Below are 19,877 nucleotides of genomic sequence, written 5' to 3'. Positions count from 1 at the left end.
AGGTTATCTGCTCCGTTAAACCTTCGAGTACGCCGCGGCGCACTCAAAGGTTTACCTACAAAAGCCTACAAACCATAATTCCTGATTGGGATTTGTTGGCAGCGAGGTATTCGCTCAGGGGTTTAGCAGAGATTTCAACTTGCATATTTCCGGTTCCGGCATGCATCAGGTGAATCCTTCCCTCCTGCTCTACAGCAAAACCCACATGGACGATATCCAGGTTTTTCATGGAGGTGGTGATTGCGATCAGGTCCCCCGCTTGGATGTTTTTTTCAAGTGACTGGATCTCTGCTTTTGGGATAAAATGATAGGTTCTTTTGGCGATTTCCGCTTCGTCTGCTTTGATGGCTTTCAAAAATTCCGGGTTGGAAAGCTGTGCGTAGAAGCGTGGGTTTTCGGACATGAAGGTGGGTTGGTTCGGATAAAGCGTCCCGCCGATTTCTAGAGTGATGTCCCGGATAATGCCTTTTTGTTGATTTTGGTAGATCCAGTCCGAGAAGTAATGCAGTCGGGAGGAATAGTCTTTTCTTACCCCATCTTGATACCGAAGCCGCTCCAATTCCTGCTCGAAACCCTCAAACGTCAAGTTTCCGGACTTGGCAATCCGAGCCATAGTCACCACTGTCTCCAGATAAGTCGTGCAATCCAAGCCGGTCAGGTTGATGACCAATTTCTCATCACCGGGGAGTTCCAATGTTTTTTCGACATAGGGCGTGCCGAGGAAGCTTTGACCGATTTCCAGTGTGAGTTGGTCGATTGATTTGCCGCTAAGCTCTTTTTGAGAAAGTTCGGTCAGGATGCCATCGAGGCGTGCGCGGCTTTCCAGGGTGCAGACGGTTTGGGCGCTGAGTGAGATTGGGAGAAAAAAGAGGAAGAGTGTAAAAAGGCGCATTTGGAGGGGTTTATTTTCAGGGTTTTGGTTAAAGTTGAATGCAATTTTGTCATTTGGCAGGAATGGGCTAAAGCCGCATTCCTATTCAAATTTGTCAATAATTAATGGATTTAAGGAAGTGAATTCCCTTCCTATTCAGAAGGAAAGCTAAAATAATTCAACTCCCCTTCATTTTCTCTCCTCTAGCGGAAAGCTGCGCCAACTCCAAAATCCGGGCCTTTCTGGTTTTTTCGGTTTTGGCGAGCTTCAGCCAACGCAGGACAAAACGCTTGCTGGAATCATTAATTGCAAAGAAAAATTCGGTTGCCCCAATATGCTTTTCCAGTTCATCCTGCAGATCCTGAGGCACGATCAATTGATCCACATCATCCATAAAATCCCACAAACCCGATTGCTTGGAATTTTCGATTGACAGAAAGCCGGATTGATGCATTTTACCTTCAGCGATCAATTTGCCTGCTCTGTCCTTATAGCTTTTGGCCCAATGCTGCACTCGGCGCGGTGAAATAAGCTGCATGGTCCGAGTATCGTCAAATTTCCTACGTATGCCATCAATCCAACCAAAACAGATTAATTCGTCCAAAACATCATCAGTGGAAAGGTATTTCTCAGGTACGATTTTCAAAAATGTCACCAGCCAAACGCTCTTCTCCTGCGCATGATTTTCTTCCAACCATGTCCTTAACTCGGGCTTGGAGGAAACTTCAAGTTTCTCAAAATTGCCGGTTTGGATCATTTTCTTTTGTTTTTATTTCTGCCAATTTTCCCATGGTGAGTTTGGTATTGAGTTGTACTGGTTTTTTTTTAGACCTGTTTTATAAAGCAGACTTTCTATTCTCGTTCCTCGATTAGTCTTTTTACATATTGGATGTAGGCTTCCTTTTTGAAGTCAAACCAATCTTCTCGATATGCTGATGAGTCAATTAGAATTTTGAAATTCTGAAAAGGCTTTCGATTGGAAAGTCGGTCTAAAATCCGCTCTCGGAACTTCAGGTCAGAAATGAAATGAGCAAAGTTTTCCAGGTATTCCCTTCTCGACATATTCCTTGTAACTCCAGGCTCCGCCATTTATGAATTCACATACCTCATTCAGTTTAAAAATCATCTTACTTCGTTTAGTTGATTTAGCACTAAAGCGGATAAGCTATCCATTCGGGAGAAGGCAAACCACTTTTTCCCCAGATCTTTCAGAGAAGCCCCAAGATGATACAATTCGCTTTGATCGATCAGCAAAAATCGGTCATGGCTTTGGGTAAAGGTCTTTATGGTTATTCCAGGATATTGAGCGTTGTGCTTATCCAGATCCAGTTGCAGGGTTTTGGAAACGCTTTTGGTAAAGAGAATAGCTGTTACTCCGATCCTTCGCTTGGTCTGTAGGGTAAGTACGCTTTCGTCTATGTAATTGTCTATCAAAATAATTTCTCTTTTTGCTCTTTTAATCAAATCGGACACAAAAGCATAGGCATCAAAAATCTGCCCATCGAAAAATATTCCTTTGTCTGGTTCGGGTCGTCCTGACTCTAGTGCTTTAAATAATCGGTCAAACTTTTCGTCATTTTGCAATAGTCGTAGTTCCACCTGATCCAAACGCTGGAAGACGGTGGCATTTTGCAGAAGAAATCTACGCATGGAAACAAAGGCTCGCATAATCTCAACATTCACTTTTACAGCATATTCACTTTTCAAAACTCCTGATAAACTGGCCACTCCCTGTTCAGTAAATACATAAGGCAAATATTTCCTGTGTTTCCCACGATTATCTTTTAAGATCGCATTTTGCGATCTTAAAGTCTGATCACTTGATAGCTCACTTGGAGATGACAGCTGTTCCCACTCCTGCCAAGTCAGTTGAAACATAAAATCGGAAGGAAAGCGATCACCATTTCTCTTCACTTGCTCGTTGAGTCGGCCTGTGGATACTTGGTAGAGTTCTGCAAGATCACTATCAAGCATTATATGCATACCCCTGATAGTAAATATCTTATTTTCAATATGTTGCTGATTGATTAATTCCATGGTGTGACTATCAAAGAATCAATGTTTGCGGTCGCATTTTGCGACCGCAAATAATCCAACTCACTTTGAGATAGTTGAAATTTGAAACTCTTGGGAAATTGCTTTTTGCTTCTTTTGACTAGCTCATTAAATCTTTTTATTTCGACCCCAAATAGCTCAGAAAGATTTTGAGCATTGGAAATCATAGTCTGTGGTTTCCAAATTGTAGAGTTCTCCTTTGAAATTCATAATTCCATATCGTAAACCGGTCAAAACATCTTCACTAACCTACCAATTCCCCACCACTTAAAAAAGCCCATTGCACCCCAAAAACCCGCTTTACCCGACAACAGACGACTACAATCGAATACAAACGACTAGCTAACGACTACTTTTTTCGCTGCCCCCAAACTTTGGACCATCAATTATCCTCTAGCGGAAATTGTTAATCAATTCTTCGGATTTGAGTTTCAAAAAATCTGCGAAAATCGGTGCTCTTTTCTGTGTCAAACTTGCCTGACGGCTTCAGGTCTGCGGGAAATTAGTACTAAAGGGGAAGTAGGATTGAAATCCTTGTGGAATTGTAAATGGTAAGCAGTAAGTTGTAAGGGTGCAAAACCCACTCACCACATACTACTTACATTTTACTTTTCACAAAAAAAACAACTACCGAACCATCTCCTTAATAGCCGGGGCAGCCTTTGCATCGGGATAATCCATTCCCAGCAATTGGAAAATGGTGCGGGCGATCATGGCCGACTGCCATTGTCCTTGGGTTTTCATCTCGCCGGTAGCCGGTGTATCCGGACCGATGGCCATCATCCAAATTTCTCCTGCATCCGGTATGCTGGAACCATGACTTTTCCAGGAGGATTTGTTGGTGCCGCGGCCATGGTCTGTGGTGATGATCATGGTGGTTTTGTCCTTGTACTGAGGATCTGACTGGATGAACTCCCAGATTTCCCTGATGTAGGCATCGGTCTGCTGTGCCGACCAGAGGTATTGGTCATATTCGTTGTCGTGGGCCCAGTCGTCTGTTTCACCGTAGGCGATGTAGGTCACGCGTGGCTTGTATTTTCTCATTGCTTCCATGGCAAAGTGATGCGTGAATGGATCCAATCGAACCCCGCCCCAAGGTCCACGGATTTCTGATTGAAGTCGGTTGAGGGTCTTTTCGACATCCGTTAGGTCCGCTCCTTCCGCCTTATCGAAACCTGCGTTGACCGGAACTCCGCTTCGTTCTTTATTGACGATGTATGGAAATACGTCCCAACTACCAAAAGTCATTACTTTGCCTTTGTATTCCGGCTTTTGGTTTAAATATTCCAAAAAAGTCACATTCGGGTTGTTGATTTTGGAGTTGGAGTTGATCCGCTCGTCATCTGCAAAGCCGCTCAAAACCTCATTGTATCCGGGGTAGGAAAACCACATTTTGTTTTGATTGTTGACCATATTTCCATGGGCCCTGTTGCCGTAGATCTGTCCTTGTGTGGCGACTGTGTTCCAGACGAATGGAAAAAGCATTTTGCGGCGAAGCTTGGAATCTTCATGCCAGAAGTCCCCTAAAAGTGAGCCCATGGATTTGATCATTCCGCTGTCGTCGACAAAAAGGGAGTCGGCACCTTTGAAGAGCTCCTGCCACCTGAGTCCGTCCAGGGTGATGAGGACGATATTTTCGGTTTTGTGGGTTTTGTTTTGGGAAAAGGCGGGTTGGGAGGCCAAGAGGCAGAGTGCCAGAAAAAGGAAGGGGAGTCTGTTCATTTTTTGATTGGGCATGATTTTTCAATTATTGGGCTAAAGCCCGGTTGAAGTAACATATTGAATTGGGGAACGGGCTAAAGCCGCGTTCCTATTCAAAAAATGTATTGCAATTGGGCTGAAGCCAGGTTCCTATTCAAGGAATTCCAATTCAATATGTGGAATTATTGGTGTAATTCCCACATTGAATCCCTTCCAATCTTTAGATGGGGGAGTTTAATCGATTCAATTGAAGGTGATAGGCTTTAGATAAAAATTCCTTCTTTCAGTATTGGGCTAAAGCCCGGTTGATTGTAACATGTTGAATTTGGGAACGGGCTAAAGCCAGGTTCCTATTCAGGGATTGTAAATTCAGTAAAAAATGGGCTAAAGCATATTCATACTGGTCGAATTAAATTGCTTTGTGCTCGATGTGCGGTTCTAACAAGCTGCCGGTTCTGTTCCTCGGCATGGATCAAAGCAAATTAAATCCTCCTTTTACCAGAATGACTGAATTTTCGTCTAGCGCGGTGAGGGGATCTATGGCAATATTTCCCCGACTTTTTCCACCGGGAATCACCCTAATGCGCTCGAGTTTGTAGCCTAGGTCGGTTTTCTCCTTTTGCAGCAAAATGTAATACTCCCCGACAAGTTCCACGAGGGCGTCTTCAGGCAGGGACCAGGCTTGTTTTGGGTCAAGCTGTATCCTCGCCTGCACAAACATGCCCGGGAAAAGCCCAAGGCCTTCTTTTTCATCTTCCAAGTCCGCATGTACGTTGATCTGACGTTGCGCATTTACCGATTGACCCACGACATGAATTTCGGCCATAATTTCCCGTTCCGGATTGTCAGGCATAGCGAATGCAACTTTCTGACCGATATGAATTTGTGAGGCATCCTTTTCGAAGAGGATCAGTTCGATGTGTAAATGATCCTTGTTCAGCAATGAAACCGCCTTGCCGGAGGCAGGAAGAAACTGGCCCGGCACCACAAACACATCTTCCACAAAGCCTTTGATGGGGGAGTAAACCGGGACTTTGGAGCGGATAGTTTCAGGTGTCAGGTCCTCGGCGTTGATATTGATCAGGCTTAGCTGCTTTTTCAAGCCCTGGCATTTTGCAAGGGAGCTTTGGTAATCTGCCTCGGCCTTGAGGAAGTTTTTCTGTGCCGAAATCTGTTCTGCGGAAAGTGTTCTTTGGCGCTCAAACTCAGCTTTTAAATAAGTCAGCTGACTGCTGGTCTCCAGATAATCCTGCTGCAAGCGAATGAAGTCAGGGTTTTCAAGATAAAACAGGGTCTCCCCTTTCCGTACTGCCTGTCCTTCGATCAGTTTGAGGTCACTCACATATCCTCCGAAGTAGGCGGAAATTTCCTGCATGCCTTCGACCGGAACCTTGACGGTGCCCTGCACATTGATTTCAGTGGAGAAGTTTTCCTTTTTCGGGCTCCCCCACTCCATTTTCATGGTGTTGAACTGAACTTCGGTGAGGAAAATCTCCCGGGTACCTTCGGGTGCTTCTGCCACTTGAATGCCTTCTCCAGTTGAATTTTCGGAATTTCCGCAACTTGATGCCAAAGCTAAAGCCAAGGCCAAAATGCTGAAAGGGTAAAATTTTGATCGAAATGCTTCCATCAGTTATTGAGATAAATAAGTTCTAATTGGTTGAGTTGGTAGTCCAATCTAGCCTGCAGGTACTGCAGGGTGATATTCCGTGAGTTTTCGATCAGTTGGACGTATTGAAAGAAATCAATTTCCCCTTCTTTAAAAGAGCGGATTGCCTGCTCTCTCAGTTGAGTGGAGAGCACATTCCCCTCCGATTCGTAGTATTGGATTACTTGCTGGTTTTGAGCCAGGGACAATTGAATTTTTGCGGCGTTGGTTTCGAGTTTTTGCTTAAAAGCCCGGGACTCCAGCAGGATTTGTTCCTGTCGAACTATTCCCGCTTTAATTTTTGCGCTTTGGGATCCAAAAAACAAGGGGATACCGATTCCCGCCTGAAAACCGGGATAGACAATGGCTCCGGCAGCGGGATTGGTACCGCGGAAGATATCCAGGTTCATATCAGGGAGCAAGCTTCTCCGGTCCACTTTTACCTGACTTTCGGCCTGAAGAATCGCGTATTCATAGCGCAAGAGGGCCGGGTGATTATCGAGCTCGGCCAGACTGTTGAAGGATACAGCTTCTCCTGCCAATTGGATTTCTCCTTCGATATTGAGAAGTTGGCGGAGCAGGTTCTTTGAAATTTCAAAATTTCGGATTGCCTCGGCTTTTTTCAGCCCAATCTCCCGCTGCTTGCTTTCCGCGGTAAGCTTTTCCAAAAGATTGGACTCGCCTGTTTCGAGTCTGCGGGTGGCTGCTCTGGCAAATTCCCCATAGAGGCTATCCAAGAACAGGTAATGCTGCTCCAGTCCCTGCCAAAACTGTGCGGTGACAAATGCCTGACTAACTTCCTTTTGGAGGAGTCTGGCACTCAGTTGGAGTTGTGCTGCTTCCTGCATTTCCGCAGCCTGGAGGACAGATTTCTGGGCCATATAGAGTGAGGGGAAATCAAAGCTTTGCCTTACTCCCCACACCCGGTTGTAAACTCCGTTTTCGGCAATGTCATTTTTATCGTATCCGTGGTAAACCTGTGTTTTGCCAATAGTCCAGGCCGAATTGCTTCTTGCCGCGGCGGATTCCAAACCTTTTTGTTCAGCTTGGATGCCCAAATTCTGTTGCTGAGCCATTTGAAGCGCCTGTTCGAGGCTAAGCGTTTGGACTTCGGTTTGTGAAAAAGCGGGCACCGACAATCCCGTCAGGAGCAGCAAAAGCATGACTGCGGTTTTTTGGATTTTGCTACCTCCTGCTTTCCTGGAATTGAAAAGCACATACAATACAGGCAACACTACCAGGGTGAGTAAGGTGGCTGAGATCAGGCCTCCAACGACCACGGTAGCCAAGGGGCGCTGCACCTCAGCACCGGCAGAACCGGAGACGGCCATGGGCAAAAAGCCCAACGCCGCGGCTGAGGCGGTCAGCAATACCGGACGCAGGCGTTCTTTTGCTCCCAGGATTACCAATTCCCGGATGGATGTAAATTTATCTTTCATGGATTTGAAATGTTCGATCATGACGATGCCATTGAGCACGGCGATTCCAAAAAGCGCAATAAATCCCACGCCGGCAGAGATGCTAAAAGGCATGTCTCGGAGCCAAAGAAGGAGGATACCGCCAATGGCCGAAAAAGGGATCGCCGTGTAAATCATAAAGGCATCTCTAGTGGATGAAAATGCGAAATACAGGAGAATGAAAATCAAAATCAGGGCAACAGGAACGGCGATCAACAGTCGGGAACGGGCTTGCTGCAGATTCTCAAACTGGCCACCATAATCTACCCGATAGCCTTCCGGGATATTAATTTTGGAAACGATACCCTGAATGTCATCCACCACAGATTGTAAGTCCCGATTTCTCACATTCACACCGATGACCACCCTACGTTGGGTGTTGTCTCTGGAGATTTTTGCCGGGCCTTTGGTGTAGGAGATTTTTGCGAGTTCGCTGAGGGGCACACTTCCTCCGGTGGGCAGCTGAATGGCGGCATTTTCCAGGTTGAAAATATCCTTTCGGAACGGTTCTGCATATCGGATCACGAGGTCAAATTGCTTTTCCCCTTCGAATACAGTTCCGGCACTCAATCCTGCAAAACCCATGGTCACGACCTGATTGAGGTCTTCGACATTGAGCCCAAACTTGGCGATTTTTGCGCGGTCGTATTCGATTTTCATCTGAGGGAGTCCGTCGACTTTTTCCAGAATAATATCCGCTGCGCCTTCCACTCCCTGGATTGCTGCCTCAATTTCGGTGGCGGTTTTCAAGAGGACATTAAGATCTTCGCCGAAAACTTTGATTGCCAAATCAGCCCGTACGCCGGTGATCAGCTCATTGAATCGCATCTCGATGGGTTGGGTAAACTCGTAGTCCAAACCAGGTATTGCTTCCAGTGCTTTTTTGAATTCCTCTGCCAATTGGTCTTTGGTCTCGACAGTCGTCCACTCGGAAGGGGGATGTAAGGTCACGATCACGTCACTTTCCTCCATGGACATGGGGTCAGTGGGAATTTCTGCGGCACCGATACGGGTGACGACTTGCTTCACTTCGGGGAACTTCATGAGGATCTCCTCCATTTTGGTCACCGTCTCCACGGTATTGGAGAGGGTGGTTCCAGTTTTCAGCACCGGCTGAATCACAAAATCGCCCTCGTCCAAAGTCGGCACAAACTCGGACCCCATGGTGGAAAAAAGAAAAATGGCGCCAAGTAATATTGCGGCTGCTCCTGAAAGAACAGCCTTTGAATGATTTAAGGCCCAATTGATGGTGGGTTCGTAGATCCTGTTCAGAAAATTGATCAGAAGAACCGACACGTTTCTAGGTCCCGGCGCTTCAGATTTTAGAAAAAGCGAAGAAACAACCGGTACATAGGTTAATCCTAAAATCATCGCTCCGATCAAGGCGAAGCTGAAAACTTCGGCCATGGGACGAAACATCTTGCCTTCCACGCCAGAAAGCGAAAGAATCGGGATGAAGACGATAATGATGATGATCTGACCAAAAATGGCCGAATGCATCATTTTGGAAGCTCCGGAAAATGCAATTTTATCCTTTTCGATTTGTCTTTCGCCAGGGGATAGTCCCTCAAAGAGCGCGGTTGATCTGGTAAATCGGAAGGCGATGTATTCCACAATGATCACGGCACCATCGATGATAATTCCAAAGTCAATAGCTCCCAAACTCATCAAATTGGCATCGACGCCAAAGATGTACATCATGGAAAGTGCGAATAGCAAACTCAGGGGAATCACCGAGGCGACCACCAAGCCCGAGCGGAAATTTCCCAGGAGCAATACCACCACAAAAACTACGATGAGGCAACCCAAAATCAGGTTCTCGGCGATGGTGAAGGTGGTGCGATCGATCAGTTCGGAGCGGTCCAAAAAGCCATTGATCACGATGCCCTCGGGCAGGGTGTTTTGCATTTCGTCAATCCGTTCCTTTACCCGGTCGATGGTTCCTTTTCCATCTGCCCCTTTGAGCATCATGACCTGACCGAGGACTTTTTCACCTTCGCCGTTGGCGGTGATTGCACCGAAGCGGTTGGCATGTCCGAAGCGGACTTCGGCAATGTCCCTGATGTAAATCGGAGCTCCATTTCGGACTTCTACCACGATATTTCCAATGTCCTCCAGGCTGGTGACGAGACCTTCACCCCGGATGAAAAAGCTTTCGTTGGTTTTTTCGATGTAGCTGCCACCTGCTACGGAGTTGTTTTTACTCAGGACATCGTATACTGCGGCCAAGTTGATATTCATCCCCTTGAGGCGATCGGGGTTGATGGCTACTTCATATTGTTTGAGAAAGCCTCCCCAGGTGTTGATTTCCACCACTCCCTGGATTCCTGCAAGTTGCCTCCTGACGACCCAATCCTGAATGGTGCGAAGATCCGTGATGGAATAGTTATCCTCATAGCCGGGTTTGACATCAATGATGTATTGGTAGATTTCCCCCAAACCTGTAGAAATGGGCCCCATAAAAGGAGTGCCGAATCCCTGAGGTATCCGCTCCTGAGCCATGATCAAGCGCTCAGAAATTAGCTGTCTTGGCAGGTATGTGCCCATGCTTTCTTCGAAAACGATGGTCACTACCGAAAGACCGAATTTTGAAACAGAGCGAATTTCCAAGACGCCGGGAAGGTTGGCCATCTCCAGTTCGACGGGGTAGGTCAGGTATTTTTCAACATCCTCGGTGGCGAGATTTCGGGAGGTGGTGATGACCTGGACTTGGTTGTTGGTGACGTCAGGCACTGCACCGATCGGCAGATTGACCAAGGAGAAAATCCCGAATCCCAACCAAATGGCAATGAAAATAAAAATGATGAGCTTATGCGCGATACTCCACTGAATAATTCGGTCTAGCATGAAGGTGCAGGATTTTGGCCCAAAGATCCTTTACCAGCCTTTAATCAAGCTTAGGGCTTTCTTAAGATTTGCTTAAGAATTGGGGAAATCCAATCGAAAGGTACTTCCCTTGCCCTTTTCACTGCTTACTGAAACCTTTATCCCGGATTCTTGCGCAAGCTTTTTCACGATCGCCAGACCGAGTCCTGTCCCCGGAACCAATTGATCCACGGCTTCTTTTTCCCTGAAAAATGGGTCAAAAATTTTCTCTAAATATTCCTTTGAAATTCCGGAGCCCGAGTCGCAAATCTCGATGTAGGGAGTCCCCACATTCAGTCCCGTTTTGACAAAGATTTCAGTTTCGGGTTTAGAATATTTGATGGCATTTTGAAGCAAGTTGCCCAGAATCAGCTGAAGGGATTTTTCGTTTGCTTTGAGGTAGATCGGAATCCCTGACTGGGACTGAAAGGTAATTTTTCGATTTTGCTCGGAGGCTGTTTCGTCAACTATTTCTTCCAGAAAAGTGATCAGTTCGAGCTCCTCCTTCACCAGGTTTTTCCCTTTTTCTTCTCTCGCCAAAGCCAGCAGTTGGTCGATCGTGGCGGACATCCGGTCAATGCTCGAGAGGGAAGTTTTGATTTTTTCGACATATTCCTCAGCAGTTCTTGGCTTGCGGATCAGCACTTCCAGGGTGCCGCGAAGAACCGACAGAGGCGTGCGCAACTCATGGGAGGCATCTGAGGTGAATTGTTTTTCCCGATTTAGCGAGGCTTCCAAACGCTCGAGGAGTTCATTGATGGATCGGGTGAGTTGGCCGATTTCATCATTGGCTTCGGCCAGGGGAACCCGTTCGTTGAGGTTACTTTGTGTGATTTGATTGGTTTTGCGGATGATCTGCTGTATGGGTTCAATACTTTTGCCTGCCAGGTATCGCATCGTCAAAAACAGCGAAAGCAGAATGCCCGGATAAAGGATCAGTAGCACATTCCGGAGATTGTTAAGCAGCTCCCGGGAATCGTCAAAGGATTTGGCTACCAGAAGGTATCCTTCCTGTTTTCCGGCTGTAATCAGCGGGATCTGCATTTGTCTGACTTCACTTGCGCCCAGTCTGAGGGTCCAGGCTTCCTTTTTGGCGGATTTTTCGGGGGAAAAGCTCAGGTGGTTTTCGCGGAGATTTGGGGATCTGTCCATGGATTTTCCATTCAGGTCCACGATTTCGATGAAAATGGGATTGAGCTGAATTTGGCTATGTTCCATTTCCTCCCACTCATCCATGTGAAGGAAACGGATCTCCCCGTTTACCAAAAAAATCTGCCCCTTGTGCTTGTCTGTTTCGAGGCCGAGTTCCCGGTCAATCGTATCGATCACCGTAAGATTGGCTACGAAGTAAATCACTCCAAAAACCACCAAAATGATCAGTGAGGTGACCAAGGTAAGTCGGCTTGCGATCCGTTCTTTGTAGGATGAGCTCATAATTCCTTCGCCATATAGCCCACTCCCCGGATCGTCTGAATGTAATCTTCCTCGATATGTAAGTTCAACTTTTTGCGAAGCGAGTTGATGAAAACATCAATCACGCCGGTGTTGTATTCAAAGTGGATGTCCCACACGCTTTCGATGATCCGTGTGCGTCGGCATACCTTGTTTTTATTTCGTACCAGATACTCGAGGAGGGCAAATTCCTTTTGAGTGAGTGGGATTACCACATCTTCATTCATGACTAGGTGTCGGTCAGGAAAAATAGTGATCGGTCCAAGGCTCAATTTTTCCTCCAAATCTGTTTTTCCTCTCAGTTGCACGCGGATTCGCACGAGCAATTCCTCAAAGTGGAATGGCTTTTTGATGTAATCATTGGCTCCGGATTGAAGCCCGAAAACCGTCTCGTCGAGGGTGTCCTTTGCTGTGAGAAAAATAATTGGAGTTTGGGGGAAGTCTTTGCGAAACTGACGGGTAAGCTCGATTCCGCTGATTCCGGGCAGCATCCAATCCAGGAGAAGTAGATCGTAATTGCCGGAGAGGGCAAGTTCCAATCCTGCCTTTCCATTATCGGCTACATCAACGGCAAAAGCCTCCTCCTCCAATCCCTGCTTCAGGAAATTGGAAATTCCGGCTTCGTCTTCAACTATCAGGATGCGCATGAGTAAAGGTATTGAAAAAGCAAAATTTAGAAATTCAGCTGAAAGTCAGTGTATTGCTTGCTTAAGATTCACTTAAGTTTTATTTGGCAGGCGCACTGACCACGCCCACCATGCTGTCAGCGGTACCATAGTATAGGAGCCACTTCCCTTGAAAATACACCAAGCCCTCCAAGAAGGTAGTTCCCTCGGGATATTGGCCTGACTTTTCAAAAGGCAATTCGGGTTGAATAAACGGATCCGTCACACGGTCCAAAAGCTTCCAGGGTTCTGCAGCGTCAAAAAGCGCCTGCCCGCCGGTATAAACTCTATTTCCAAGGTTTTTCACTCCCACTTGCCGGGAGTTTCCAGCATTGTAAAGGACTACGATTCCATCTTTGGTGAGCAGCGGGGGCGGTCCTGCCTCCACGAGCCAGGAATCAAAAAAACCAGGCCTTGGACTGAGTACGGGGACACGGTTTCCTTCATGGTTTTCCAGAGGGACCCAATTCACGAGGTCATCCGATGTGGCTAGCCAGATGTGTGGCACACCATAATACATCCAGTATTTCCCGTCGATTTTTGCGGCGAGGAGTTTGCCGTTTTTCAGCTCGGTGACGATGGCCCCGGATTTGGATTCAGTGTTATGGTATTTTCCTTCTTTCCATTCTTTGAAAATCGGGCCATGCTTTTCCCAGTTTTTCAAATCTCTGGAAGTAGCCACGGCAAGTCTTGGCACATCCCTGTTCCATTGGGTATAGGTCAGCACGTATAGGCCTTCTTCTGTCTCGACGATCCGGGGGTCTTCCGTTCCTCCCGTCCACTCAAATTCCTTTTGAGAATCAGTTTGAGGATAGAAGAAGGGTACTTTTTCCCGCTTGAAGCGAAATCCATCGGATGAAGTAGCCATTCCGAGTCGGGAAGTGTGGCCGCCAATTTCCTTTTCACCGAGTTTTTCCTCTGCACGATAGATTACATGCACCTGTGCGTTTCGGACGATAGCTGCGGGGTTGAAGGTCGCCATAGATTCCCATTTGACGGTTTTGCCGGTCATGGGATCTTTGAATTCCGTGTCTGAAATTGGGGCAATGATGGGTTGGGCGTTTTCCGGTCTCTGGAATGGGCCGAGCATCCAGGGTTTTTCTTGGGCCAATGCAGGGAGAGAAATCAGAAAGGCAAGAATCAGGTGAAATTTTCGCATGTTGCAAGATAACCGCTTCGAGGAAAACCCAAAGGCTTTTTTGTATCGTACATCTCTAAGATTTTTTTTACCACAGAGAAAAAAGAGAGATTTATTTGGCTTCTACTAAATTTATATGAGTATCCGCAAGGATGCACGTTGGATAAAAATTGGCAGAGTAAGTTGCGGATCCTCGACCATCGTCCATGGTCCATAGCTTAGCAAATCTGTCCTCCAATCCAAATTTCAAAGGCTATTTGCAGGTTCACGGATACACATATAAATTTAAAAAGAACTGCATACCTAAATTCTTCTTTAAACCTTTTCTGAGAGCACAGAGAAAAGCTAAAGCTTTTTTTATCAGCCAGTAAAACAGATCTGTGATTATCTGTATCTTTTTCTGTGGGGATCTGCGGGAAAACAAAAATCACCAAATCCCTAAAATGAAGAAGTCTTCTAAATTTCGCTCTACGGGGAAATCTGGAAATCCACTTAGGCAGTCTGAAGACTGCATTTGTTTAAGCACAAGTCTGGAAGACTTGCGCTAGGCTGTTCTGCCAGTAAGAAAAATGAACCAGGAAGATGGCGGATAATCGTCCACACTTGTCCGCCGTGGTGGAGACGACAGTCAACTGTCCACACCTGTGCGCCGTGGCGTAGCTCGTTTTTTGGAACTTCAATACTTAATTTATTTGGCTACTGGTATGAAAGCGGATATACAGAAAATTTAAAAAGAACTGCATACCCAAATTCTTTTTTCAACCTTTTCTGAGAGCACAGAGAAAAGCTAAAGCTTTTATTTATCAGCCAGTAAAACAGATCTGTGATTATCTGTGTCTTTTTCTGTGGGGATCTGCGGGAAAACAAAAATCACCAAATCCTTAAAGTGAAAAAGTCTTACAAATCTCTCTCTGCAGGGAAATCTGGAAATCCAACTAGGCAGTCTGAAGACTGCATTTGATTAAGCACAAGTCCGGAAGACTTTGCGCTAGGCTGATGTAAAAAAAAAGGCTCCCGGGAAACCCAGAAGCCATTTTTGGAAAAGTGAACCTTTTATTTATACCAATTCAGCCTTTGGAAGGGCTGACTTTTTTGCTTTAGCGTGTTTCTTTTTCTTGTGCTTATTCCACCAAATCAAGGTTCCGGTGATTGGCAATGAGGTAGCAATCAGACATGCCACAAACCAAAGGAACTTGGTGAACTGCCCGAAGATTTCTCCGGTATGCAGGGACTTAACAGATCGGCCGATTTGTTGTCTGACAGTCAAATCCGAAAACAATTTCGCTTCCTTCACTTCAAGATTACCGGGCTCTACTGTCAACTGATCTGCTCCTGCTTTCGCGAAAAAGCCTGTGCGTGACTTACTGATTGAGATATTTTCTCCCGGCTTATTTGGAAGTGTAATTCTAAGATTTCCCTCGTAATTCAATCTGGAATTCCCCAAGGCAAGGACCCCGTCGAGCGAGAATGCCGGCATTTCCAAAGGCAAGACTTCAGCAGGCTTTTCGGCAGTTCCCATGCTTTGATTACCGTTCTGCGCGGGTGCCTGATAGATGTCCCAAGTTTTCTGCCAGCCTTCCTTATACCACTGATAGGACCAAAAAGGGCCTGTCACCGCCATGATAAAAAGTGCCAAAATGGAATAAAATGCAAGGGTATTGTGCAGGTCGTGATTGATACGCTTCCAATTGCCTGACCATTTGATTTTCAGACCTTGTCTCCAGTTTTTCACTTTCTGAGGAAACCAGATAAACAGCCCTGTGATTACGCCCAACAAGAAAAGTAGAGTTGCAACTCCATTGATAAATCTCCCCAACTCCATGTTGGTCTTGGATTCCAGGATGGGTTCTTCGATTTTGTCCAACAACAACCAACGGTGCAGGGAGAACATGTAGCCCATAAATTCCTCAGTTCCGGTTTTTTCGATGTTATTTGCGAGAATTTCTCCGGAATATGGATTAACAAAGTATGTGTTTGGCTTTTCAGCCTCTGGTGTTTTCACTCCAAACTGAACCGTGCGATCCTCTGATTGGAAAACATTGACGCTTACTACTACACCTTTTAGCTCCCCTTCAACTTGAGTTTTCAATTCATCCAGCGATTTCCTTTCACCTACCGACTCAACAAAATACCGCTCAGAATCAGCCGTTTCGCGGATTTCGGTATTGTAGACGTAGATCGTACCACTGAGACAAACTGCAATTACGATCAGGCCACAGGTGAGGCCTGCATAGAGATGGATATCATTTAAAAACTTGCGGATCGGCTGCCACATAGCGCGTATATTTTTAATTTGGAACAAATCTAAAGAAGAGTTTTAATTATTTAGAATTGATCTAAGAAAAATAATTGATTATCTGCAAATACCCTGAAAAACAAATATGCTTACGAGTAGTAGTCCTGATGACGAAGAATTTACTAAGCCAATAAATACTTTACTTCGAAAAAAACCTACTTGTGCTTATCTTCCGAAAATTTAGACTCAGCAATGCGCACAATTTCTTTCTCTCTGGTGATTATAGCCTTGTTATTCACTTTCTCCTGCGAGCAAAAAGACACCACTCCTGATCCAAGGCTAGATCAGCCGGAAGATTTCAAGAAATTATTGGATGCCCATGGTGACTGGAGCAAGTGGGTCAATGCCAAAGGGTTTTCTTATGCGATGGTTCACGAAACGAATCTGGCTTGGGAGAACCACTACATCAGCCTGCCGGATCGTAAAGTGCGGATTGACGCCGATGCCTGGCAAATTGGGAATGACGGTGAAAAAGTATGGATCAGCCCAAACCGGCAAGCCTTTCAGGGGAATTCAGTTCGCTTTTACCATAACCTGTACTTCTATTTCTTTTCCATCCCATACATCTTCACCGATCCGGGTGTAAGCGTCAAAAAGACTGAAAACAAGCTTGTCAATGGGATTTCCTATGAAGCTTTTGAGGTGAGTTTTGAGGAGAATGTGGGCAGCAGTCCCAATGACATCTATTTTATGCTGGTGGATCCCGAAACAGGAAAACTGGCATGGGTACTCTATTCTGTCACCTTTTTTGACAAGAATAACACAAAGCTGAATGCCCTCAAATACGAGGACTACCGGGATGCAGGTGGATTGATTTTCCCTAGAATCATGACAGGTTACCAGTTTGAGAATGACTCAACCAAACGCCTTAGCTATCAGGTTACATTTTCAGATGTCTTTCTGGTGGAAAAAGCCATGGATGCAGCGCTTTTTGCCATGCCTGAAAAAAATGCCGTAGCGGCGAATTAGAGGTGGTTAGTGGTTAATAGTTAGTGGTTAATAGTTAGTGGTTAGTAGTTAGTAAGTAAGTAGTTAGCCATAGTGCTTGGAAAAAATCCTTCAGCACATTAACTATCAGCTATTGACAAAATCTTGATCATTGCTCATTGCTCATTGGTCATTGATCATTGAAAATTGCGCTATTGCTTCCCTTTATTGAGCAGCTTCATATCCACGAAGGTTTTCAAATCGGAATCTGAGAAGCCCCCGAATGTACCCTGTACCGGCAAGGTTCGTGAAGGATCGGGATGACAAGCTAAGGGAATATAGCGATGGTCAGTGAGCAAACCCAAGCTTGGGTCTAAGCCAATCCAACCGGCACCCGGCAGAAACACTTCGAGCCAAGCGTGCAATTCGTGACCTTCATCCAAATCCGGGTTAAAGGCATATCCGCTGACAAATCTGGCGGCAAGGCCTAATTCCCGCAACATTTCCATTTGCATCAAGGAGATATCCCTGCAGGAGCCTTTTCGCTCCGAAAAGGTGAAATCCGGCTCCCAAATATTTTGTTCGTGACGAATCTCATGTTTCCAGTTGAGGTAAATGTCCTGAGTCATATTCACCAGAAAATCAACGAGCCCATTGGATTTTTTCTTGATATGCTCAAGAAAATCCGAGAATTGATTTTCTGACTTGTCCGACAAAAAAGGAATGAGAAAAGCGGTTCTTTCCTCATAGCTGAACTGGAAAAAGGGATTGTTCCAGCCCATTTCCTCAAAATTTTGGTCAATGATAAACCCAAAAGGGTTGAAGGAATGCAACTTGAAGATCCATTCCCCGGTGATGTCGAGGGATTGTGTAGGAACAGAGAACCAAGCAAGTTTGTACCAATTCCCTGCGAGATCCTGACGGTAGTTTTGCCCGTCCGGGTCAGGAAGGATGTTGAATTTCTGGTGTTCTACCCGGAAATAGGGTCGGTGCTGTGGGATCAAGTAGAGCTTATGCATCCCAAGTACAACTTCTGAACTGTAATCGTATTTAGAGTGATGGGTGACTTGAACCAGCATAATTAACCCTCCCGAGAGACTAAATTAAAATCTTCGAAGGCGCTACTCAATACTTCAGAAGGCAGTTCTGCAATTGCGTTTTTCAGACGGTTATTCCAAAACGCGGAGACATGCTCCAATTCCTTTTGCTCAAAGCGCTTTTCCTTGATGAAGTAATCGTCATTTTTCAAGACTACGGTATCAATTGGGAAGTCCACATCATTGGCAGAGATTCGTGTTGCATCAAAGGCCAGGAAGGCACACTTCAAAGCATACTCCAGGGAATCGTCGTAATGGAGAGATCGCCGGAGAACCGGGTTTCCAAATCCCGTATTTCCGATGATGACAAAGGGGGTACCTGATCTTATTTCTATCCAATTCCCTTGGGGATAGAGCAAATACAATTTGGGTTCGGAATCTTCTTCCAACTGTCCTCCGATGATCGAAAACAAATTAAAATTGAAGCCGGCTTCCTCCAGGAAGGTTTTGTCTTCCTTTGCCACGATTTTCACCTGATTTCCAAATTCATTGACCGCCTGATAGAGTTTGGTAAAGGAATCGTCTTTTCGGTCAATCACTTCAGAGAAATAGGTAATTGCCTTATCTCTAACTGACCTCAGCCCGGAAGTCATGATAAAGAAGGTGTGTTTTCGCTTGTTGACGGTGAAAACTTTTTTGGAAGTTGTGGTTTCGCTACCGGAGGTAATACGAGTATCGGAAAGCCCCACAAGGCCATTTTTTGTTTTTATTCCCAGACAGAACGTCATGCTTGCGATTGAGATTGAGAGATATTATTTTCTTTAACCCGAAAATAATTGATGTCTATAAGGTCGGAAATATGGTTGATTTTTAGCTGAACTGTATCTAAATATTCATGAAGTCCGCCAGAAATTACTTCAGCGACCTCAGAGTACTCCATACGGGAGCGCATTTCGCCCATTGCTTTTTCGGCAGAGTTTTTAAATCCATCAGCGGTATTGCCTGAAATACAGTGCAGGCAACGCTCGGCTTCCTTGATGCAATAATAAATGGACCGGGGAAAGTACTTATTCAATACCATAAACTCAACAATTCCCGAAGGATCTATATTTCCGTAGAGTCGTCTGTAGGTGTTGAATCCTGTCACAGATTTGAGTAGCGCCATCCAGTGAAGGAAATCCATAGGCGAGCCAACTTCATAAACCGAAGGCAGGAGAATGTGATATTTCACATCGAGAATACGGGAAGTCTTATCGGCACGCTCCAGGAGCTGTCCCAGTTGCCTGAAGTACCACCCTTCCGTTCGGGCTACGGTTGCATCTGCAAGACCATAGAGCAGAAGAATCTGATTTTTGACCTGCTCGTAAAACTGCCGGGGATCTTCCTTTTTCCAAACTTTCTTTTCCAGGCCTGTCTGCATCATGTAATACAGTTCATTGGCTTTTTCCCAGGTCTCCTTGCTGAGGTTTTCGCGGATAATCCTCGCGTTTTCCCGTGCATTGGTGACAGCAGAAAGCATTGAGTTAGGATTGTCCGCATCGAAAGTCAAAAAGAACATGACCTGATGACGCTCAAAGCCGGTGTATTTTTTTTCATATAAAGCCAAATCCCCGGTAGCGGCGACCAAAGGTCCCCACTGCTCCTTCAGGTCTGTCGGCAGATCCTGCATCAGGTTGAAATTAACATCGATGAATCGGGCGTAATTTTCGGCTCTTTCCAGATATCTTCCCAGCCAATAGATATGACTTGCTACTCTACTTAGCAT

At 45.6% G+C, this 19,877-nt stretch carries 16 protein-coding genes; 1 reads left to right on the top strand and 15 read right to left on the bottom strand.

Features of this window, described 5'->3' with window-relative positions; translation table 11 throughout:
* Nucleotides 1-55: 55 nt before the first annotated feature.
* The 12 genes from Q8M62_RS07005 to Q8M62_RS06955 all read right to left on the bottom strand — a co-directional run bounded on the left by Q8M62_RS07005 (nt 56) and on the right by Q8M62_RS06955 (nt 16,127).
* Nucleotides 56-892, bottom strand: coding sequence for an N-acetylmuramoyl-L-alanine amidase-like domain-containing protein (locus Q8M62_RS07005; protein WP_304900729.1), 837 nt, complete (start codon nt 890-892; stop codon nt 56-58).
* 157 nt (nt 893-1,049) lie between these two features.
* Complete coding sequence (locus Q8M62_RS07000) at nt 1,050-1,628, bottom strand: YdeI family protein (protein WP_304900730.1); 579 nt, start codon at nt 1,626-1,628, stop codon at nt 1,050-1,052.
* 95 nt (nt 1,629-1,723) lie between these two features.
* Nucleotides 1,724-1,933, bottom strand: coding sequence for a UPF0158 family protein (locus tag Q8M62_RS06995; RefSeq protein WP_305668054.1), 210 nt, complete (start codon nt 1,931-1,933; stop codon nt 1,724-1,726).
* Nucleotides 1,934-1,993: 60 nt separating this feature from the next.
* The gene (locus Q8M62_RS06990) at nt 1,994-2,908 is read right to left on the bottom strand and encodes an ORF6N domain-containing protein (RefSeq protein WP_305668053.1); all 915 of its coding nucleotides are present in this window, start codon (nt 2,906-2,908) and stop codon (nt 1,994-1,996) included.
* The gene (locus tag Q8M62_RS21550) at nt 2,899-3,093 is read right to left on the bottom strand and encodes an ORF6N domain-containing protein (RefSeq protein ID WP_370690554.1); all 195 of its coding nucleotides are present in this window, start codon (nt 3,091-3,093) and stop codon (nt 2,899-2,901) included. The genes Q8M62_RS06990 and Q8M62_RS21550 overlap by 10 nt, the downstream gene beginning before the upstream one ends.
* A gap of 460 nt (nt 3,094-3,553) precedes the next feature.
* Nucleotides 3,554-4,648 (bottom strand): alkaline phosphatase family protein, encoded by a 1,095-nt coding sequence (locus tag Q8M62_RS06985; protein WP_304900733.1) that lies wholly within the window; start codon nt 4,646-4,648, stop codon nt 3,554-3,556.
* A 451-nt stretch (nt 4,649-5,099) separates the two neighbouring features.
* On the bottom strand, nt 5,100-6,257 hold the full coding sequence (locus tag Q8M62_RS06980) for an efflux RND transporter periplasmic adaptor subunit (protein WP_304900734.1): 1,158 nt from the start codon (nt 6,255-6,257) through the stop codon (nt 5,100-5,102).
* Nucleotides 6,257-10,579 (bottom strand): CusA/CzcA family heavy metal efflux RND transporter, encoded by a 4,323-nt coding sequence (locus tag Q8M62_RS06975; RefSeq protein WP_304900735.1) that lies wholly within the window; start codon nt 10,577-10,579, stop codon nt 6,257-6,259. The genes Q8M62_RS06980 and Q8M62_RS06975 overlap by 1 nt, the downstream gene beginning before the upstream one ends.
* 72 nt (nt 10,580-10,651) lie before the next feature.
* Nucleotides 10,652-12,031, bottom strand: coding sequence for a HAMP domain-containing sensor histidine kinase (locus Q8M62_RS06970; protein ID WP_304900736.1), 1,380 nt, complete (start codon nt 12,029-12,031; stop codon nt 10,652-10,654).
* Nucleotides 12,028-12,696: a response regulator transcription factor gene (locus Q8M62_RS06965; protein ID WP_304900737.1), complete on the bottom strand. Its 669-nt coding sequence runs from the start codon at nt 12,694-12,696 to the stop codon at nt 12,028-12,030. Before Q8M62_RS06965 ends, Q8M62_RS06970 begins: the two co-directional genes overlap by 4 nt.
* A 79-nt stretch (nt 12,697-12,775) precedes the next feature.
* Nucleotides 12,776-13,873 carry a glycoside hydrolase family 130 protein gene (locus Q8M62_RS06960; RefSeq protein WP_304900738.1) on the bottom strand — a complete coding sequence of 366 codons (1,098 nt, stop codon included), beginning with the start codon at nt 13,871-13,873 and terminating at the stop codon, nt 12,776-12,778.
* A gap of 1,036 nt (nt 13,874-14,909) precedes the next feature.
* The gene (locus tag Q8M62_RS06955; protein WP_304900739.1) at nt 14,910-16,127 is read right to left on the bottom strand and encodes a PepSY domain-containing protein; all 1,218 of its coding nucleotides are present in this window, start codon (nt 16,125-16,127) and stop codon (nt 14,910-14,912) included.
* 213 nt (nt 16,128-16,340) lie between these two features.
* On the opposite strand from Q8M62_RS06955, the gene Q8M62_RS06950 reads away from it, so the two are divergent.
* Nucleotides 16,341-17,117 (top strand): DUF6503 family protein, encoded by a 777-nt coding sequence (locus Q8M62_RS06950; RefSeq protein ID WP_304900740.1) that lies wholly within the window; start codon nt 16,341-16,343, stop codon nt 17,115-17,117.
* A 170-nt stretch (nt 17,118-17,287) separates the two neighbouring features.
* Here Q8M62_RS06950 and Q8M62_RS06945 read toward each other — a convergent pair whose 3' ends face one another.
* The 3 genes from Q8M62_RS06945 to Q8M62_RS06935 are packed head-to-tail and all read right to left on the bottom strand — an operon-like array spanning nt 17,288 to nt 19,877.
* Nucleotides 17,288-18,154 (bottom strand): transglutaminase family protein, encoded by an 867-nt coding sequence (locus tag Q8M62_RS06945; protein WP_304900741.1) that lies wholly within the window; start codon nt 18,152-18,154, stop codon nt 17,288-17,290.
* Nucleotides 18,155-18,156: 2 nt separating this feature from the next.
* On the bottom strand, nt 18,157-18,900 hold the full coding sequence (locus Q8M62_RS06940) for a peptidase (protein WP_304900742.1): 744 nt from the start codon (nt 18,898-18,900) through the stop codon (nt 18,157-18,159).
* Entirely contained in the window at nt 18,897-19,877 is a 981-nt protein-coding gene (locus Q8M62_RS06935; RefSeq protein WP_304900743.1) for an alpha-E domain-containing protein, read from the bottom strand. The genes Q8M62_RS06940 and Q8M62_RS06935 overlap by 4 nt, the downstream gene beginning before the upstream one ends.

Source organism: Algoriphagus sp. (assembly GCF_030694375.1).
GTDB lineage: Bacteria > Bacteroidota > Bacteroidia > Cytophagales > Cyclobacteriaceae > Algoriphagus.
The sequence above is the reverse complement of the archived record's forward strand: the minus strand, read 5'-3'. Positions and strand labels throughout refer to the sequence as shown.

Coding starts and splice junctions, on each gene's coding strand:
- Q8M62_RS07005 (WP_304900729.1), bottom strand. CDS start 892: ATGCGCCTTTTTACACTCTTCCTCTTTTTTCTCCCAATCTCACTCAGC.
- Q8M62_RS07000 (WP_304900730.1), bottom strand. CDS start 1,628: ATGATCCAAACCGGCAATTTTGAGAAACTTGAAGTTTCCTCCAAGCCC.
- Q8M62_RS06995 (WP_305668054.1), bottom strand. CDS start 1,933: ATGTCGAGAAGGGAATACCTGGAAAACTTTGCTCATTTCATTTCTGAC.
- Q8M62_RS06990 (WP_305668053.1), bottom strand. CDS start 2,908: ATGGAATTAATCAATCAGCAACATATTGAAAATAAGATATTTACTATC.
- Q8M62_RS21550 (WP_370690554.1), bottom strand. CDS start 3,093: ATGATTTCCAATGCTCAAAATCTTTCTGAGCTATTTGGGGTCGAAATA.
- Q8M62_RS06985 (WP_304900733.1), bottom strand. CDS start 4,648: ATGAACAGACTCCCCTTCCTTTTTCTGGCACTCTGCCTCTTGGCCTCC.
- Q8M62_RS06980 (WP_304900734.1), bottom strand. CDS start 6,257: ATGGAAGCATTTCGATCAAAATTTTACCCTTTCAGCATTTTGGCCTTG.
- Q8M62_RS06975 (WP_304900735.1), bottom strand. CDS start 10,579: ATGCTAGACCGAATTATTCAGTGGAGTATCGCGCATAAGCTCATCATT.
- Q8M62_RS06970 (WP_304900736.1), bottom strand. CDS start 12,031: ATGAGCTCATCCTACAAAGAACGGATCGCAAGCCGACTTACCTTGGTC.
- Q8M62_RS06965 (WP_304900737.1), bottom strand. CDS start 12,696: ATGCGCATCCTGATAGTTGAAGACGAAGCCGGAATTTCCAATTTCCTG.
- Q8M62_RS06960 (WP_304900738.1), bottom strand. CDS start 13,873: ATGCGAAAATTTCACCTGATTCTTGCCTTTCTGATTTCTCTCCCTGCA.
- Q8M62_RS06955 (WP_304900739.1), bottom strand. CDS start 16,127: ATGTGGCAGCCGATCCGCAAGTTTTTAAATGATATCCATCTCTATGCA.
- Q8M62_RS06950 (WP_304900740.1), top strand. CDS start 16,341: ATGCGCACAATTTCTTTCTCTCTGGTGATTATAGCCTTGTTATTCACT.
- Q8M62_RS06945 (WP_304900741.1), bottom strand. CDS start 18,154: ATGCTGGTTCAAGTCACCCATCACTCTAAATACGATTACAGTTCAGAA.
- Q8M62_RS06940 (WP_304900742.1), bottom strand. CDS start 18,900: ATGACGTTCTGTCTGGGAATAAAAACAAAAAATGGCCTTGTGGGGCTT.
- Q8M62_RS06935 (WP_304900743.1), bottom strand. CDS start 19,877: ATGCTAAGTAGAGTAGCAAGTCATATCTATTGGCTGGGAAGATATCTG.